The organism is Streptomyces sp. 2323.1 (assembly GCF_900221035.1).
Taxonomy (GTDB): Bacteria; Actinomycetota; Actinomycetes; order Streptomycetales; family Streptomycetaceae; genus Streptomyces; species Streptomyces sioyaensis.
The window spans coordinates 3,764,437-3,776,857 of the sequence record NZ_LT907981.1; the positions used below are offsets into that span (position 1 = coordinate 3,764,437).

General features: G+C 70.8%; 13 protein-coding genes. 9 read left to right on the forward strand and 4 right to left on the reverse strand.

Translation table 11 applies throughout. The features are described from left to right. Positions 1-6 precede the first annotated feature (6 nt). Together CPH93_RS15855 and CPH93_RS15860 are read left to right on the forward strand one after the other, a co-directional pair. Positions 7-465, forward strand: a complete 459-nt coding sequence (locus CPH93_RS15855; RefSeq protein ID WP_096213232.1) for a nuclear transport factor 2 family protein — start codon at positions 7-9, stop codon at positions 463-465. Positions 466-760: 295 nt separating this feature from the next. Further along, positions 761-1,855, forward strand: a complete 1,095-nt coding sequence (locus CPH93_RS15860) for a zinc-binding dehydrogenase (protein WP_096213233.1) — start codon at positions 761-763, stop codon at positions 1,853-1,855. Positions 1,856-2,018: 163 nt separating this feature from the next. Here the strand turns inward: CPH93_RS15860 and CPH93_RS15865 are convergent, their stop codons facing one another. Further along, the gene (locus tag CPH93_RS15865; protein ID WP_096213234.1) at positions 2,019-2,882 is read right to left on the reverse strand and encodes a helix-turn-helix transcriptional regulator; all 864 of its coding nucleotides are present in this window, start codon (positions 2,880-2,882) and stop codon (positions 2,019-2,021) included. A gap of 149 nt (positions 2,883-3,031) precedes the next feature. Between CPH93_RS15865 and CPH93_RS15870 the strand changes: the two genes are divergently transcribed. Further along, the gene (locus CPH93_RS15870; RefSeq protein WP_231977363.1) at positions 3,032-4,522 is read left to right on the forward strand and encodes an MFS transporter; all 1,491 of its coding nucleotides are present in this window, start codon (positions 3,032-3,034) and stop codon (positions 4,520-4,522) included. Positions 4,523-4,910: 388 nt separating this feature from the next. Beyond that, positions 4,911-6,140, forward strand: a complete 1,230-nt coding sequence (locus CPH93_RS15875) for a GDSL-type esterase/lipase family protein (RefSeq protein WP_173909821.1) — start codon at positions 4,911-4,913, stop codon at positions 6,138-6,140. Positions 6,141-6,165: 25 nt separating this feature from the next. On the opposite strand, the gene CPH93_RS15880 is transcribed toward CPH93_RS15875, so the two are convergent. Beyond that, the gene (locus CPH93_RS15880; RefSeq protein ID WP_093484315.1) at positions 6,166-6,510 is read right to left on the reverse strand and encodes a hypothetical protein; all 345 of its coding nucleotides are present in this window, start codon (positions 6,508-6,510) and stop codon (positions 6,166-6,168) included. 652 nt (positions 6,511-7,162) lie between these two features. Between CPH93_RS15880 and CPH93_RS15885 the strand changes: the two genes are divergently transcribed. Next, positions 7,163-7,414: a hypothetical protein gene (locus CPH93_RS15885; RefSeq protein WP_006604238.1), complete on the forward strand. Its 252-nt coding sequence runs from the start codon at positions 7,163-7,165 to the stop codon at positions 7,412-7,414. Between the two features lie 11 nt (positions 7,415-7,425). After that, on the forward strand, positions 7,426-8,586 hold the full coding sequence (locus CPH93_RS15890) for a flotillin family protein (RefSeq protein WP_096213235.1): 1,161 nt from the start codon (positions 7,426-7,428) through the stop codon (positions 8,584-8,586). Positions 8,587-8,619: 33 nt separating this feature from the next. On the opposite strand, the gene CPH93_RS15895 is transcribed toward CPH93_RS15890, so the two are convergent. Next, on the reverse strand, positions 8,620-9,093 hold the full coding sequence (locus CPH93_RS15895) for a MarR family winged helix-turn-helix transcriptional regulator (protein WP_093484313.1): 474 nt from the start codon (positions 9,091-9,093) through the stop codon (positions 8,620-8,622). Positions 9,094-9,536: 443 nt separating this feature from the next. On the opposite strand from CPH93_RS15895, the gene CPH93_RS15900 reads away from it, so the two are divergent. After that, positions 9,537-10,775, forward strand: coding sequence for a cytochrome P450 (locus tag CPH93_RS15900; RefSeq protein WP_096213236.1), 1,239 nt, complete (start codon positions 9,537-9,539; stop codon positions 10,773-10,775). Between the two features lie 100 nt (positions 10,776-10,875). Continuing rightward, positions 10,876-11,082: a ferredoxin gene (locus CPH93_RS15905; RefSeq protein WP_096213237.1), complete on the forward strand. Its 207-nt coding sequence runs from the start codon at positions 10,876-10,878 to the stop codon at positions 11,080-11,082. 165 nt (positions 11,083-11,247) lie between these two features. Here CPH93_RS15905 and CPH93_RS15910 read toward each other — a convergent pair whose 3' ends face one another. After that, positions 11,248-11,679, reverse strand: a complete 432-nt coding sequence (locus tag CPH93_RS15910) for a nuclear transport factor 2 family protein (RefSeq protein WP_093484310.1) — start codon at positions 11,677-11,679, stop codon at positions 11,248-11,250. Positions 11,680-11,813: 134 nt separating this feature from the next. Here CPH93_RS15910 and CPH93_RS15915 point away from each other — a divergent pair, with 134 nt between their 5' ends. Continuing rightward, positions 11,814-12,383: a PadR family transcriptional regulator gene (locus CPH93_RS15915; RefSeq protein WP_096213238.1), complete on the forward strand. Its 570-nt coding sequence runs from the start codon at positions 11,814-11,816 to the stop codon at positions 12,381-12,383. Positions 12,384-12,421 lie beyond the last annotated feature (38 nt).

Here is a 12,421-nt window from a genome sequence, read left to right on the forward strand (position 1 = left end):
CCCGCCATGCCGTCACGCCCACCGTTCCCGCCGTTCGACGAGGCGAGCGCGCGGCAGAAGGTGCAGGCCGCCGAGGACGCCTGGAACACCCGCGATCCCGAGCGGGTCGCCCTCGCGTACACCGAGGACTCGGTCTGGCGGAACCGGGACACCTTCCTCGCCGGCCGCGAGGAGATCGTCGGCTTCCTGCGCCAGAAGTGGGCCCGCGAGCTGGACTACGCGCTGCGCAAGGAACTGTGGTCCTACGACGGCAACCGGATCGCGGTGCGCTTCCAGTACGAGTGCCATGACGCGGCCGGGCAGTGGTGGCGCAGCTACGGCAATGAGTTGTGGGAGTTCGACGAGGAGGGGCTGATGCGCCGCCGGGAAGCCGGCATCCACGATGTCGCGATCACGGAGGCGGAACGGCGGATCTTCGGCCCACGGCAGGAGGAGGAGAAGGGGCGGGCGATTCCGTTCCGCTGAGTGCCTCGGAGGGCGCTCACCCGGCCGAGGCGGGGAACACCATCCCCGGCATGCGCGGATGCGCCCACAGTCGAAACTTTCCGTCTGGACGATGCCGGGAACGAGGGAAGACGCAAACTCGTGGATCACCGTGGCCACGATGACTTGAGCCGTCGTGCGGGGGCTGTCGGCCGAACGGGCGGAAGATGATGTAACGGCCGTCGCCCGGGCTCACCTGCGGGAAAGGCGATGGCATGAGCCACGCTGACGAATTCGATCTCCTCCTACTGCCGCGTCGGACGGCAGGTGGGCTGACGTGAGGGCTTTCGTGCTCCGGAAGGTCGGCGAGGTCGGCGTCATCGAGAAGCCGGTCCCCGAGCCCGGTCCCAATGACGTGGTCGTGCGCACCACCGCGGCCTTGGTGTGCACGACCGATGTGCACGTCATGCGGGGCGTCATTCCGGTTGCTCCGGATGTGACGCTGGGGCATGAGGCGGTCGGTGTCGTCCATGCGCTCGGCTCGGCGGTCGAGGGACTGGTCGAAGGCCAGCGCGTCGCGGCTGCCGGGATCACGCCCTGCTTCCAGTGCGATTCCTGCCAGCGCGGGTTCTCCTCGCAATGCCACGGGCTGATGCTGGGCGGCGCCAAATTCACCAATCAGCGCGACGGGACCCTGGCGCAGTATTTTCTCGTCAACAATGCCGAGGCCAATCTCGCACCGATTCCGGAAGGGCTGTCCGACCATCAGGCGCTGTATGCGACCGACATGCTCTCCACCGGGTTCGTCGCCGCCGAACACGCGGAACTCGAACTGGGCGAGACCGTCGCGATCTTCGCGCAGGGCGCGGTGGGGCTGTCGGCGACGATCGGCTGCCGGCTGCTCGGGGCCGGCCTCATCATCGCCGTCGAGTCGATTCCCGCCCGTCAGGAACTCGCCCGCCGCTTCGGGGCCGATCTGATCGTCGACCACACACGGTGCGACCCGGTCGAGCGGATCCTGGAGCTGACGGACGGCCAGGGGGTCGACGCGGCCATCGAGGCGCTCGGCAGCCCCGAGACCTGGGAGGCGGCCTTCCGGGTCACGAAGCCGGGAGGGCGGATTTCCAACGTCGGGTACCACGGGGAGGTGCGCGAGCCGCTGAAGATCCCCCTGGAGCCGTTCGGATACGGCATGGCCGACAAGCAGGTCTACGGCGGGTTCAACCGCGGAGGCCGCGGGTGGCTTCGGCGGATCTTCCGGTTGATGGAGACAGGGAAGGTCGATCCCACGCCGATGACCACGCACGAATTCAGCTTCGGTGAGATTGAACGGGCTTTTCAGATGATGGCGGCGAAGGAGGGGGGCATCATCAAGCCGTTGATTCATTTCGATGGGGGCGGCGGCGGGGATAGCGGGGACGACGGGGCGTAGGGGGTGCTCGTAGTGGGAGGTGGGGGGCCTCGCCTCCGTGTCCGTGAATGGGGCGGGTGTGTGGCCGGTCCGGGTGGGTCAGGGCCGGACGGTCAGTGAGCCGAGCTGCGACTGGCGGACGACGGCGGGACCTTCCACTACACCTTCTTCAAGGCCGTCGCGGTCAATCCGCGGCGGTGACGTCCACCTCGCCCCGCGCACCCGTCGCGCACCGCTGGAGCGCGGGCAGCTTGGCCGCCGTCCCGGCATCCGCCGGCATACAGGCGAACAGCTTGATGCCGGGCGCGTCCAGGGCCGCCAGCTTCACATAGTCGAAGGTCAGCGCCCCGACCCGAGGATGCGCAAAGCGCCGGCGGCTGCTGCCGAAGTCGGCGATGTCGTGCGCCGCCCACCAGGTACGGAATTCCTCGCTCGCCTCCCGTAGCCCGCTCGTGAGCTGCTCGAAGCGCGGATCGCCCGAGCGCGGCCGGGCGTCCGCCCGGAACTGGGCGACCAGGTCCTGGGCCTGTCCGTGCCAGTCGGCCAGCAGCGAGCGCATCGCCGGATCCATGAACACCAGCCACAGCAGATTGCGTTCGGCCGGCTCCAGCTGTCCCGGATCGCCGATCAGTCCGGCCTCGGCACGGTTCCAGCCGACCAGGTCCCAGTTGGCGTCGAGGAGATAGGCGGGGTGTGGTTCGAGCGCCTCCACCAGCTTCTGCAGGGCGGGGCCGGGGCCGCCGTCCGCCGGACGCTCCGGCAGTGGCAGCCCGGCCAGCGCGAACAGATACCGGCGCTCGACCGAGCTGAGCATCAGCGCACGCGCCAGGCTCATCAGGACCTGCCGGCTGACGGTGATGTCGCGCGCCTGCTCCAGCCAGGTGTACCAGGTCACGCTGACACCGGAGAGCTGGGCGACCTCTTCGCGCCGCAGCCCCGGGGTGCGCCGCCGGGGCCCCGCGAGGATGCCCGCCTCCCGGGGCGTGAGCCGCTCCCGGCGCGAGCGCAGGAACTCCCCGAGGCTGCGGCGGCGTTGCTGGTCGTCCATCGGTACTCCCGTTCGCCGCGGCTCGCGGGGCGTCGGCCGCGTCGGGGCCGCCGCGCGGACGTGGGGGCGCAGCACGTAGAGGGGGGTGGTGGGAAAACCAGCATAATCGGTCTCTGTTCGCCGGGGCGGCGTCGTCCGACGCTGGCCGTATGGAGCAGACACCACTCGCGGCCGACGGCGGACCGCGGACCGCGACGCCACGGCCGGCCGACGGACCGCACGCCGTACGCCCCACGACGGCAGCCCCCTGGCGCGCACTGGCCATCGTGCTGGTCGGGGCCTTCATGGCGGTGCTCGACACCTTCATCGTGCTGGTCGCCGCGCCCGCCATCCAGGCCGACCTGCACGCCTCCGCGGCCGATATCCAGCTCATCCTGGCGGGCTATCAACTCACCTACGCCCTCGCCCTGATCACCGGCGCCCGGCTCGGCGACCGCTTCGGCCGCAAGCGGCTGTTCCTGCTGGGGATGGCGCTGTTCACGCTGTCCTCCGTGGGCTGTGCGCTCGCGCCCGGCGCCGGCAGCCTGATCGCGGCACGGCTGGTCCAGGGCCTCAGCGCGGCGGCGATGTTCCCGCAGGTCTTCGCGGTGATCCAGGTGCTGATCCCGGCGGAGAAGCGCCCGACGGCGTTCGGTGCGCTCGGTGCCGTCATCGGAATGGCCACGATGGCCGGACAGTTGGTGGGCGGTGTACTGATCGCCGCCGATCTCTTCGGTTCCACTTGGCGGCCGGTGTTCTGGGTCAATGTGCCCATCGGTGTGGTGACGCTGCTGCTCGCCTGGCTGTTCGTGCCCGAGTCGCGGGCGCCGCAGGCCCGCCGGCTCGATCTGTCCGGGGCCGTGGTGCTGACCGTGGCACTGTTTCTGCTCGTGGTGCCGCTGGTCGAGGGCCGCTCGTCCGGCTGGCCGCCGTGGACCTGGCTCAGCCTGGCCGCATGCGTGCCCGCGTTCGCCGCGTTCGGGCTGGTGGAGCGGCGGGTGGACGCGGCGGGCGGCGCCCCGCTGGTGCGGCTGGGGCTGCTGCGGGAGCGTTCGTTCGCGGTCGGGATGGCCCTGGTCCTGCTCACCTACGCGGGCATCAACTCCTTCTTCCTGATCCTGTCGCTGACGTTGCAGGACGGGCTGGGGATGGACGCGCTCGGGGCCGGCCTGGTCTACACACCGCTCGCCGTGGCCTTCTTCGCCGCAAGTCTCCTCGCCGGCAGGCTGGCCCGCTACGGGCGGCGGGTGCTGCAACTCGGCGCACTGACCGGCCTCGTGGGCTTCCTCGGCACCGTCGCGCTCGCCGTCCACTCCGGTGCCGGACTGACGGCCTGGGAGCTGACGCCGGCCCTGGTCCTGGTGGGCGTGGGCAACGGCCTGCTGGTCACCCCGCTGCTGAACGCGGTGCTCGGCACCGTCGGCCCCGCGGAGGTGGGCATGGCTTCCGGGGTGCTCTCCACCGGACAGCAGATCGGCGGCGCGGTGGGCGTGGCCGTCGTCGGGATCCTCTACTACGGCGCGCTCGGCGGCGCCGGTCACCACGACACCGCGGCGTACGGGCATGCGCTGGCGGCCGCGGTGGGCCTCAATGTCGCGCTGTCCGCCGCGATCTCGGGCCTGCTGCCGTTCCTCCCGGCGGGTGGGGCGGGGCGGGCCTAGGCCGGCCGGCCGCGCGCCCCACGTTGTCGGCTGGCCCGCCGTGGGGGTTGCTGCGCTTTGCGGCGCGCCCCACGTTGTCGGCTTTCCCGCCGTGGGTGTTGTTCGCCGTTGCGCCTGCGGCGGGCTGGGTTGTTGTCGGGTGCGGTGACGGGCCTCCGGGGCCTGGTGTGTGGACTGCTTCGCTTTACGCTCCGCTGCGCTCCGCCTTTGCTCTTTATCAAGCCCACGGAAGCAAAGCCCCACACACCAGGCCCCTCCGGCCCGTCCCCTCCCGTTGGGGGATGAGGGAAGGCCGGTGGGGGCGGACGTGGCCGGTCGCCGCGCCGTCGCCCGGCGGCAAGCCGGAAAAGGATGTGTGGAGCAGGCACTCGGTTGACAGGCTGAGGTCATGACTCGCGAGCACGCCACCGCCACCGAACCCGGCTCCTCCGTCACGCCCCGGGCGGCGGACTGGATCACCACTCCCCTCACCGCGGACCTGCTGCGCGGCGCGCTAGAGCTGGAGCGCACCGAGCACGGCCTGCTGCCGCACCGGCTGCCCGCCGGGGCCCGTGCGCAGTGCGCCGACGGGCAGCTGGCCATGGCGGAGGCCCAGCCCTCCGGCGTACGGCTGGTGTTCCGTACCCGGGCCACCGCCGTCGAGCTGGACACGCTCCGCACCAAGGTGGCCTACCAGGGCGCCCCGCCCCGTCCCGACGGGCTGTACGACCTGCTCGTCGACGGGCGCCTGGCCGGGCAGGCCAGTGTGACCGGCGGCAACGTCCTGATGGTGGACCTGACGACCGCCTCCACGGAGACCCGGCCCGGCCCGGTCGGCACCGTACGGTTCACCGGGCTGCCCGACCGGGTGAAGGACGTCGAGATCTGGCTGCCGTACAACGAGGCCACCGAGCTGGTCGCGTTGCGTACCGACGCCCCCGTCGAGGCCGTGCCGCACGGAGGCCGCAAGGTGTGGCTGCACCACGGGAGTTCGGTCAGCCACGGCTCCAATGCGGCGAGCCCCACCACGACCTGGCCGGCGCTCGCTGCTTCCCTCGGCGGCGTGGAACTGATCAACCTCGGTCTGGGCGGCAGTGCCCTGCTCGATCCGTTCACCGCCCGCGCCATGCGGGACACTCCCGCGGACCTGATCAGCGTCAAGATCGGCATCAACCTGGTCAATGCCGATCTGATGCGGCTGCGTGCCTTCACCCCGGCCGTGCACGGCTTCCTCGACACCATCCGCGACGGACACCCCGACACGCCGCTGCTGGTCGTCTCGCCCCTCCACTGCCCCCTCCACGAGGACACCCCCGGCCCGTGCATCCCGGACTTCAGCCGGCTCAGCGAGGGGACGCTGCAGTTCACGGCCATGGGCGACCCCGCGGAGCGGGCCGCCGGGAAGCTGACGCTGGGTGTCATCCGTACGGAGCTCGCCCGCCTCGTGGAGCAGCGGGCGGCCGACGACCCCCATCTGCACTACCTCGACGGCCGCGCCCTCTACGGCGAGGCGGACTTCGCCGAGCTGCCGCTGCCCGATCAGCTCCACCCGGACGCCGCCACCCACCGCCGCCTCGGCGCACGCTTCGCCGAGCTGGCCTTCGGCACCGGCGGCCCGTTCGCCACCCCGGGGGCCTGAGACGTCTGAGGTGCCTACGCCGTGGTCAGCGTGCCAGCCCGGCCTGGGTGAGCGCGCTGCCCACCAGGTCCGCGCAATGGTTCAGCTTGTTGCGGATCCGTACGGTGGCGGCCGGGGCTCCGGTGGCAGCGGCAAGCCCGAGGCCGTTGGACACGGCTTCCATGACGAGCCGCTGGTCCTGAACGGCCAGGCTCATGCGGAGTTTGCCGGTGAAGAGCCGACTGCGGATCTCTTCGCATTCGTGCGCCTCTGCGCTGCTGTCGGTCTGCGGCACCCACTGGTAGCCGTGCCGCTCCAGCGCCGCGCGGGCGACGCCCAGCGCCTCCTGCGGCTCGGCTCCGGGCGTCAGTGATATCTCTCGATTGCGCACAAACCCTCCGTCTACTGGTCAGCTCCGCCTGCGAATTCACTCACTCGCTCATTCGCACATTTGCTGATTCACTCGTATCGTGCGATGCCGCTTTTCGTGCCGGGGCGTACATCCGACAGGTGGTCTGGCACGTCCGGCACGGCGGAGGTCCGGCGCCCGGGCACCGATCCCGGCCGAGGACCGAGGGACGGAAGCTTGCTGAACGCCTTCCAGCTCCTTTTGAAGCCTACGGCGCGACCCTTAGGTGATTCCCTAAAGCGGGCCATTGAATAATCCCGGCGAGTGCTGCTTGCCGGGATTGTGCATTTCAATCTGCGAGCAGTGGTGGTCGCTCACGCTCGGGGTACAGCCACCTCGTAGGCGCCGCGACCGCCGCGTAGTTGCCACGGCCGCAGCGTAGTTGACACGCCCTTAGCCACCCAGGCACTTCGCCGTCCTCACCCCGCGGTGCACCGAAAGCCACCGCCCGGCCCCATCGCGTGCACCCGAAACACACGGAACCCACTCCCCGCCAGGCATTCGTCCCCCTCCTAACGGGATATTGACGGCCGCGGGCCGGGATCCCAACGCGCCGTGATCCCGCCATAGGCCATCGCGCGCCGGAGCGCTATGGTCGTTTTTCCAGGAACGTAACGGGGGAGGGCCGCCGCCGATGGCACAGGACGATGCCGTGATCGGCTGTACGGGAGTGCTGCTGATCGGCACTCGTGGAGCTGCCGGTCCCGGTGAGGTCCTGGTGCGGATCAGGGGCGGTACGGAGGCCTTTCTCGCCTGGTCCGCCGAGCCCCTTCCGGTAGGGGCGACCGTGCTCGTGATCGAGTCCCGTGGCAATCGCCAGGTCGACGTCATGGAGTGGGCGGATCCGTTGGACGCGTTGCCCGGCGATGCCGGCGACGCCGGTTGAGGAGACGAAGGATGTTCGGTTACCGCGTTCCTGCCCCCGATCAAGCAATGCTGATCTCGGGAGGCAGGCGTGGACAGGGGGGCGCGCCGTTCCGAGTGGTCACCGGGCACGGCAAATTCGTGCTGCCGGTCTTCCGCAAGGTCCGCTTTCTGACGCTGGCGATGTGCGAGGCGGAGGTCTCGGAGACCTGTGTGACCAAGCAGGGCATCGCGCTGACGGTGCGCGCCGTGATCGCGTTCAAGGTCGGCAACGACACCGAGAGCGTGGTCAACGCCGGCCAGCGGTTCCTGTCCGACCAGGACCAGATGTCGGTCCTGACCGGCCGGATCTTCGCCGGTCATCTGCGGTCCATCATCGGCTCGATGACGGTCGAGGAGATCGTCACCGAACGGCAGAAGCTGGCCACCGAGGTCCTGGAGACCTCCAAGACGGAGATGGCGAAGATCGGCCTGATCGTCGACTCGCTGCAGATCCAGTCGATCGACGACGGCGACACCGGCTACATCGAGGCGATGTCCGCCCCGCACAAGGCGGCCATCCAGCGGCAGGCACAGATCGCCCAGGCCCAGGCCACCCAGGCCTCGGCCGAGGCGGAGCAGGAGGCCGCCCGTAATCAGGCGGAGTACTCCCGGCAGACAGCCGTGGTCCAGGCCGAGTACTCCGCGGAGGTGGACCGCGCCAAGGCCCGGGCCGCCCAGGCCGGTCCGCTGGCGCAGGCACACGCCCAGCAGGAAGTCCTCGCCGCCCAGACCGAGCTGGCCGAGCGCGCGGCCCAACTGCGCCAGCAGGAGCTGGTGGCCGAGGTCGTCAAGCCCGCCGAGGCGGAGGCCGAGCGCATCCGGCTGCTGGCGATGGCCGAGGCCGAGCGGATGAAGATCCAGGCCGAGGCCGCCGCCTCGCACGACCGCGTGGCCCTGGACCGGATGCTCATCGACCAGCTCCCGCAGATCGTCAAGGAGGCCTCCGCGGGCCTGGCCAACGCCAACGTCAATGTCCTCAACGGCACCGACGGCCTCGGCGAGATCGCCGCGGGCCTGGTGGGCCAGGGTCTGACCATCCTGGACTCGGTCCGCCGCAACCTCGGCGCCCCCGAGTCGTCGGAACGGACCACCGACCGCAACGGCACCCCCGGAGCGGGCAACGGCACCAACGGCCGCGTCGAGATCGAGTAACACCGGACGGGGTGGGGCCCGGCCCCACCCCGCTCACGCCCGCCCGTGCTTCTCCCGGGCGTAGGCCACCAGATGGTTGAGCACGGCGACGGTGGTGGCGATGTCCGCGTCGTCGAAGCCGGCGAGCGCCTCGTGCAGGCCGGCCTGGCTGGTCTTCTGCAGACGGTTGAGGATGGCCTTGCCGTGCGGGGTGATCGCCACTTTCCGGGCCCGACGGTCGACGGAGTCCGGGGTCCGGGCCACCAGGTCCTGGGATTCCAACTGGCTGATCTGGCGGGTGACATGAGGGGGTTCGACCATCAGCAGCGCGGCCAGGTCGCCGACCCTGCTGACGCCTCCGCTGTCCTCCAGGGCCATCAGCAGCCAGAGATCGGAACGCGCCGCCGTGACCCCTGCCTGGGCGGCCTGGCGTTCGTGCGCCCGGGAGCGGGTGAGCAGATAGGACAGCGTGGCCAGCACTCTTTGCAGTGCGGCGGTGGGGTCCTGGTCGCTTCCGGGGTCCGGCATGCAGGCACTTTAGCCGTCCGTGGGGTGCCGGAAACCCTGCTGCGCCGACCCTGTCCGGTCCGGACCCCCGCTCGATTTGAGCCAACCTCATGAGGCTCGCGATCACCCCTTCCCTCCCCCGCCCGGGGTGAGTTAGCGTGCACTTAGTTGCTTACCTTAGGTAACTAGTTATCGGTCGGGCACGGCACGTTCCGGTCCCCGTGTCCGGTCTCCGTGTCCCGGTCCCGCGTCCCGGCTACCGCCACGGCTACGGCCCCTGGCCATGCCTCCCCGGTCATGCACCCCGACGGTCATGACCCCGGCGGACACGACCCCACTGGCCCGGCCGCCGGCCCGACCGCCTATCCGGCCGGTACCCGGTTCGTACGTGAACCGTCGAGGAGTGGCGCCACCCGCACCCTTCGCCACGGCATGCCGTGGCCGTTCGTGGAAGGACCAGCCGCATGACGACCGCAGAACGCATCGAGGCGGACCCCGGCACCGAGCCGGGCGCGAGCCTCCCCCCACTCGACCTCCCGGCCGCGCGGACCGCCGGCTGCCCCTTCGATCCGGCACCCGGCGTCGAACGGGCCCGCCGGGAGGAGCCGGTCACCCGCGCGACCCTGTGGGACGGGTCCTCCTGCTGGCTGGTGACCCGGCATCAGGACGTCCGGGAGGTGCTCGGCGACCCGCGGTTCAGCGCCGATGCGACCCGTCCCGGGTTCCCGTTCCTCTCCGCCGGCGGGCGCGAGATCATCGGCACGAACCCCACCTTTCTCCGCATGGACGACCCCCAGCATGCGCGGATGCGCCGGATGCTCACCGCCGACTTCATGGTGAAGAAGATGGAGGCGATGCGCCCGGAGGTGCAGCACCTCACCGATGACCTGCTCGACCGGATGACCGAGGGGCGCACGTCGGCGGACCTGGTCGCGGAATTCGCGCTGCCGCTGCCGTCGTTGGTGATCTGCCTGCTGCTCGGTGTCCCGTACGAGGAGCATGAGTTCTTCCAGGGGCGCAGCGGGATTCTGCTCAGCCTCCGGTCGACGCGCGAGGAGGTACGGACCGCACAGGACGAGCTGCTGGAGTATCTGGTCCGGCTCGCCGAGTCCAAGCGGCGCCGCCCGGACGACGCCATCATCAGCCGGCTGGTCGCCCGCGGCGAACTCAGCTCCGACGAAATCGCCACCATGGGACGGCTGTTGCTGATCGCCGGCCATGAGACCACCGCCAACATGACCGCGCTGTCCACCCTCGCCCTGCTGCGCAACCCCGACCAGCTGGCCCGGCTGCGCCACGACCCCTCGCTGATCAAGGGCGCCGTGGAGGAGCTGCTGCGCTATCTGACCATCGTGCACAACGGCCTGCCCCGGGTCGCCACCGAGGACGTCCGCATCGGCGGCGTCACCATCCGGGCCGGCGAGGGCGTGGTGTGCACCCTCAACTCCGCCAACCGCGACGAGGACATCTTCCCCGCGTCCGGCGGGCTCGATGTCGGCCGCGATGCCCGCCGCCATGTGGCGTTCGGCTTCGGCGTCCACCAGTGCCTGGGCCAGCCCCTCGCCCGCGTGGAGCTGCAGATCGCTCTGGAGACCCTGCTGCGCCGGCTGCCGGGCCTCCGGCTCGACATCCCCTTCGAGGACGTCCCGTTCCGGCACGACATGGGGATCTACGGGGTGCATGCGCTGCCCGTGGCGTGGTGACCCCGGCGCCCGGTCAGCAGGAACTCGCCCTCCCCGTCCGCCCGTTATTGCCCGTACGCCCCGGCCACAGGAAGCCGGGCGGCCCGATCTGGAGAGAACCATGCGTGTGCACATCGACCAGGACAAGTGCTGCGGCGCCGGAAGCTGTGTGCTGTCCGCGCCCGACGTCTTCGACCAGCGCGAGGAGGACGGCATCGTCGTCCTGCTGACCGCCGAACCGCCCGCCGAACTGCGGGAAGCGGTCCAGGAGGCGGCGGCGATCTGCCCGGCCGCGGCGATCTCGGTGGACCAGCCGGAGCGGGTCTGACGCTCTCCGCCGGGCGCCCGGACCCGACGCGGGCGAGGCGCCCGGCACACGGCCACGGCAGAGGTACACCCGGCGTCCATGCCGAGTGGGCGCGGGTGCACCCCGGTCCGGCCGGCACCCCGCGCACCGGCCCGCGGTGGCCCGCCCGCGCCTTACCCCCGCGCCCTACGCCTGCGGCACCAGCCCGTCTTCGACCAGCCCGTCCAGCACCGCCTCCCCCAGCGCCTGCACCGCGGACTGCGGCCGCACCATCACCGTGAACTCCTTGATCCGGCCCGCCTCGTCGAACTGCAGCAGATCGATGCCGTGGATCTGCTTGCCGCGCACGGTGGCCCGGAAGATCAGGACCGCCGAGTCGACGGAACCGCCGTCCGCCCCCGCCGCCGTCTGGGCGCTGCCCGTCAGCTCGCCGACGTAACGGAAGTCCTCGAAGGTCCGCAGCAGCACGCCGAACAGCCCGAGCACCATCGGCCGCCCCTCGAAGGGGGTGAACTTCACCGGGCTGTAGAGGCGGACGTCCTCGGTGAACAGCTCGTCCAGCACGTCCAGTTCCCGTGCCTCCACCGCCGCCTTGAAGCGGTCCGCGGTCGTCCCCATGATTCTTCCTCCTCGCCTCGGCCGGGCAGCGAACCGTCCGGCCCCGGATCCGGGCCCGGCGCCTCGGCCCCGCGCTCCCTTAGTCGCGACTATGATTAGTCATATTCTTGAGTATGGGAAGGGTGGCCGGGGCGATGGCTCTCAAGCACGCGGTGCTGGCGGCGCTGCTGGACGGCGAGTACAGCGGCTATCAGCTGGCCAAGGCGTTCGACGTCGGCGTCGCCAACTTCTGGCACGCACTGCCGCAGCAGCTCTACGCGGAGCTGACCAGGCTGGAGGGGGAGGGGCTGGTCGCCGGACGCCAGGTGGTCCAGGAAACCCGGCCCAACAAGCGGCTGTTCCACGTCACCGACGAGGGCCTGGCCGAGCTGGAGCGGTTTGCGGCAGCCGCGTCCAGGCCGTCCTTCATCCGCGACGATCTGCTGGTCAAGGTGCAGGCCGTGGACCGGATCGACGCCGCGCCGGTGATCGCGCAGCTGACGGAGCGGGCCCGGATGGCCGCCGCCAAGGTCGAGATCTTCGAGCAGCTGCTGGCCCGGCTGCGCGGCGGCCTGGACGAGGCGGAGTTCCTGGCCCACGGCGCCCGGATCGGCCCGTATCTGACCTGCCTGCGCGGCCTGGGCTTCGAACGGGAGACCCGCGACTGGTGCGAGCGGATCGCCGGCGTCCTGCGGGAACGCAACGGCGCACCTCAACACCCCTAGCGGTCAGGCCGACCCGAACAACAACCGCGCGCCCGTCT

What these genes read in the sequence shown, in the direction of transcription:
- CPH93_RS15855 (WP_096213232.1), top strand. Translation starts at nt 7, where the DNA reads ATGCCGTCACGCCCACCGTTCCCGCCGTTCGACGAGGCGAGCGCGCGG.
- CPH93_RS15865 (WP_096213234.1), bottom strand. Translation starts at nt 2,882, where the DNA reads ATGGACGACCAGCAACGCCGCCGCAGCCTCGGGGAGTTCCTGCGCTCG.
- CPH93_RS15870 (WP_231977363.1), top strand. Translation starts at nt 3,032, where the DNA reads ATGGAGCAGACACCACTCGCGGCCGACGGCGGACCGCGGACCGCGACG.
- CPH93_RS15875 (WP_173909821.1), top strand. Translation starts at nt 4,911, where the DNA reads ATGACTCGCGAGCACGCCACCGCCACCGAACCCGGCTCCTCCGTCACG.
- CPH93_RS15885 (WP_006604238.1), top strand. Translation starts at nt 7,163, where the DNA reads ATGGCACAGGACGATGCCGTGATCGGCTGTACGGGAGTGCTGCTGATC.
- CPH93_RS15890 (WP_096213235.1), top strand. Translation starts at nt 7,426, where the DNA reads ATGTTCGGTTACCGCGTTCCTGCCCCCGATCAAGCAATGCTGATCTCG.
- CPH93_RS15895 (WP_093484313.1), bottom strand. Translation starts at nt 9,093, where the DNA reads ATGCCGGACCCCGGAAGCGACCAGGACCCCACCGCCGCACTGCAAAGA.
- CPH93_RS15900 (WP_096213236.1), top strand. Translation starts at nt 9,537, where the DNA reads ATGACGACCGCAGAACGCATCGAGGCGGACCCCGGCACCGAGCCGGGC.
- CPH93_RS15905 (WP_096213237.1), top strand. Translation starts at nt 10,876, where the DNA reads ATGCGTGTGCACATCGACCAGGACAAGTGCTGCGGCGCCGGAAGCTGT.
- CPH93_RS15910 (WP_093484310.1), bottom strand. Translation starts at nt 11,679, where the DNA reads ATGGGGACGACCGCGGACCGCTTCAAGGCGGCGGTGGAGGCACGGGAA.
- CPH93_RS15915 (WP_096213238.1), top strand. Translation starts at nt 11,814, where the DNA reads ATGGCTCTCAAGCACGCGGTGCTGGCGGCGCTGCTGGACGGCGAGTAC.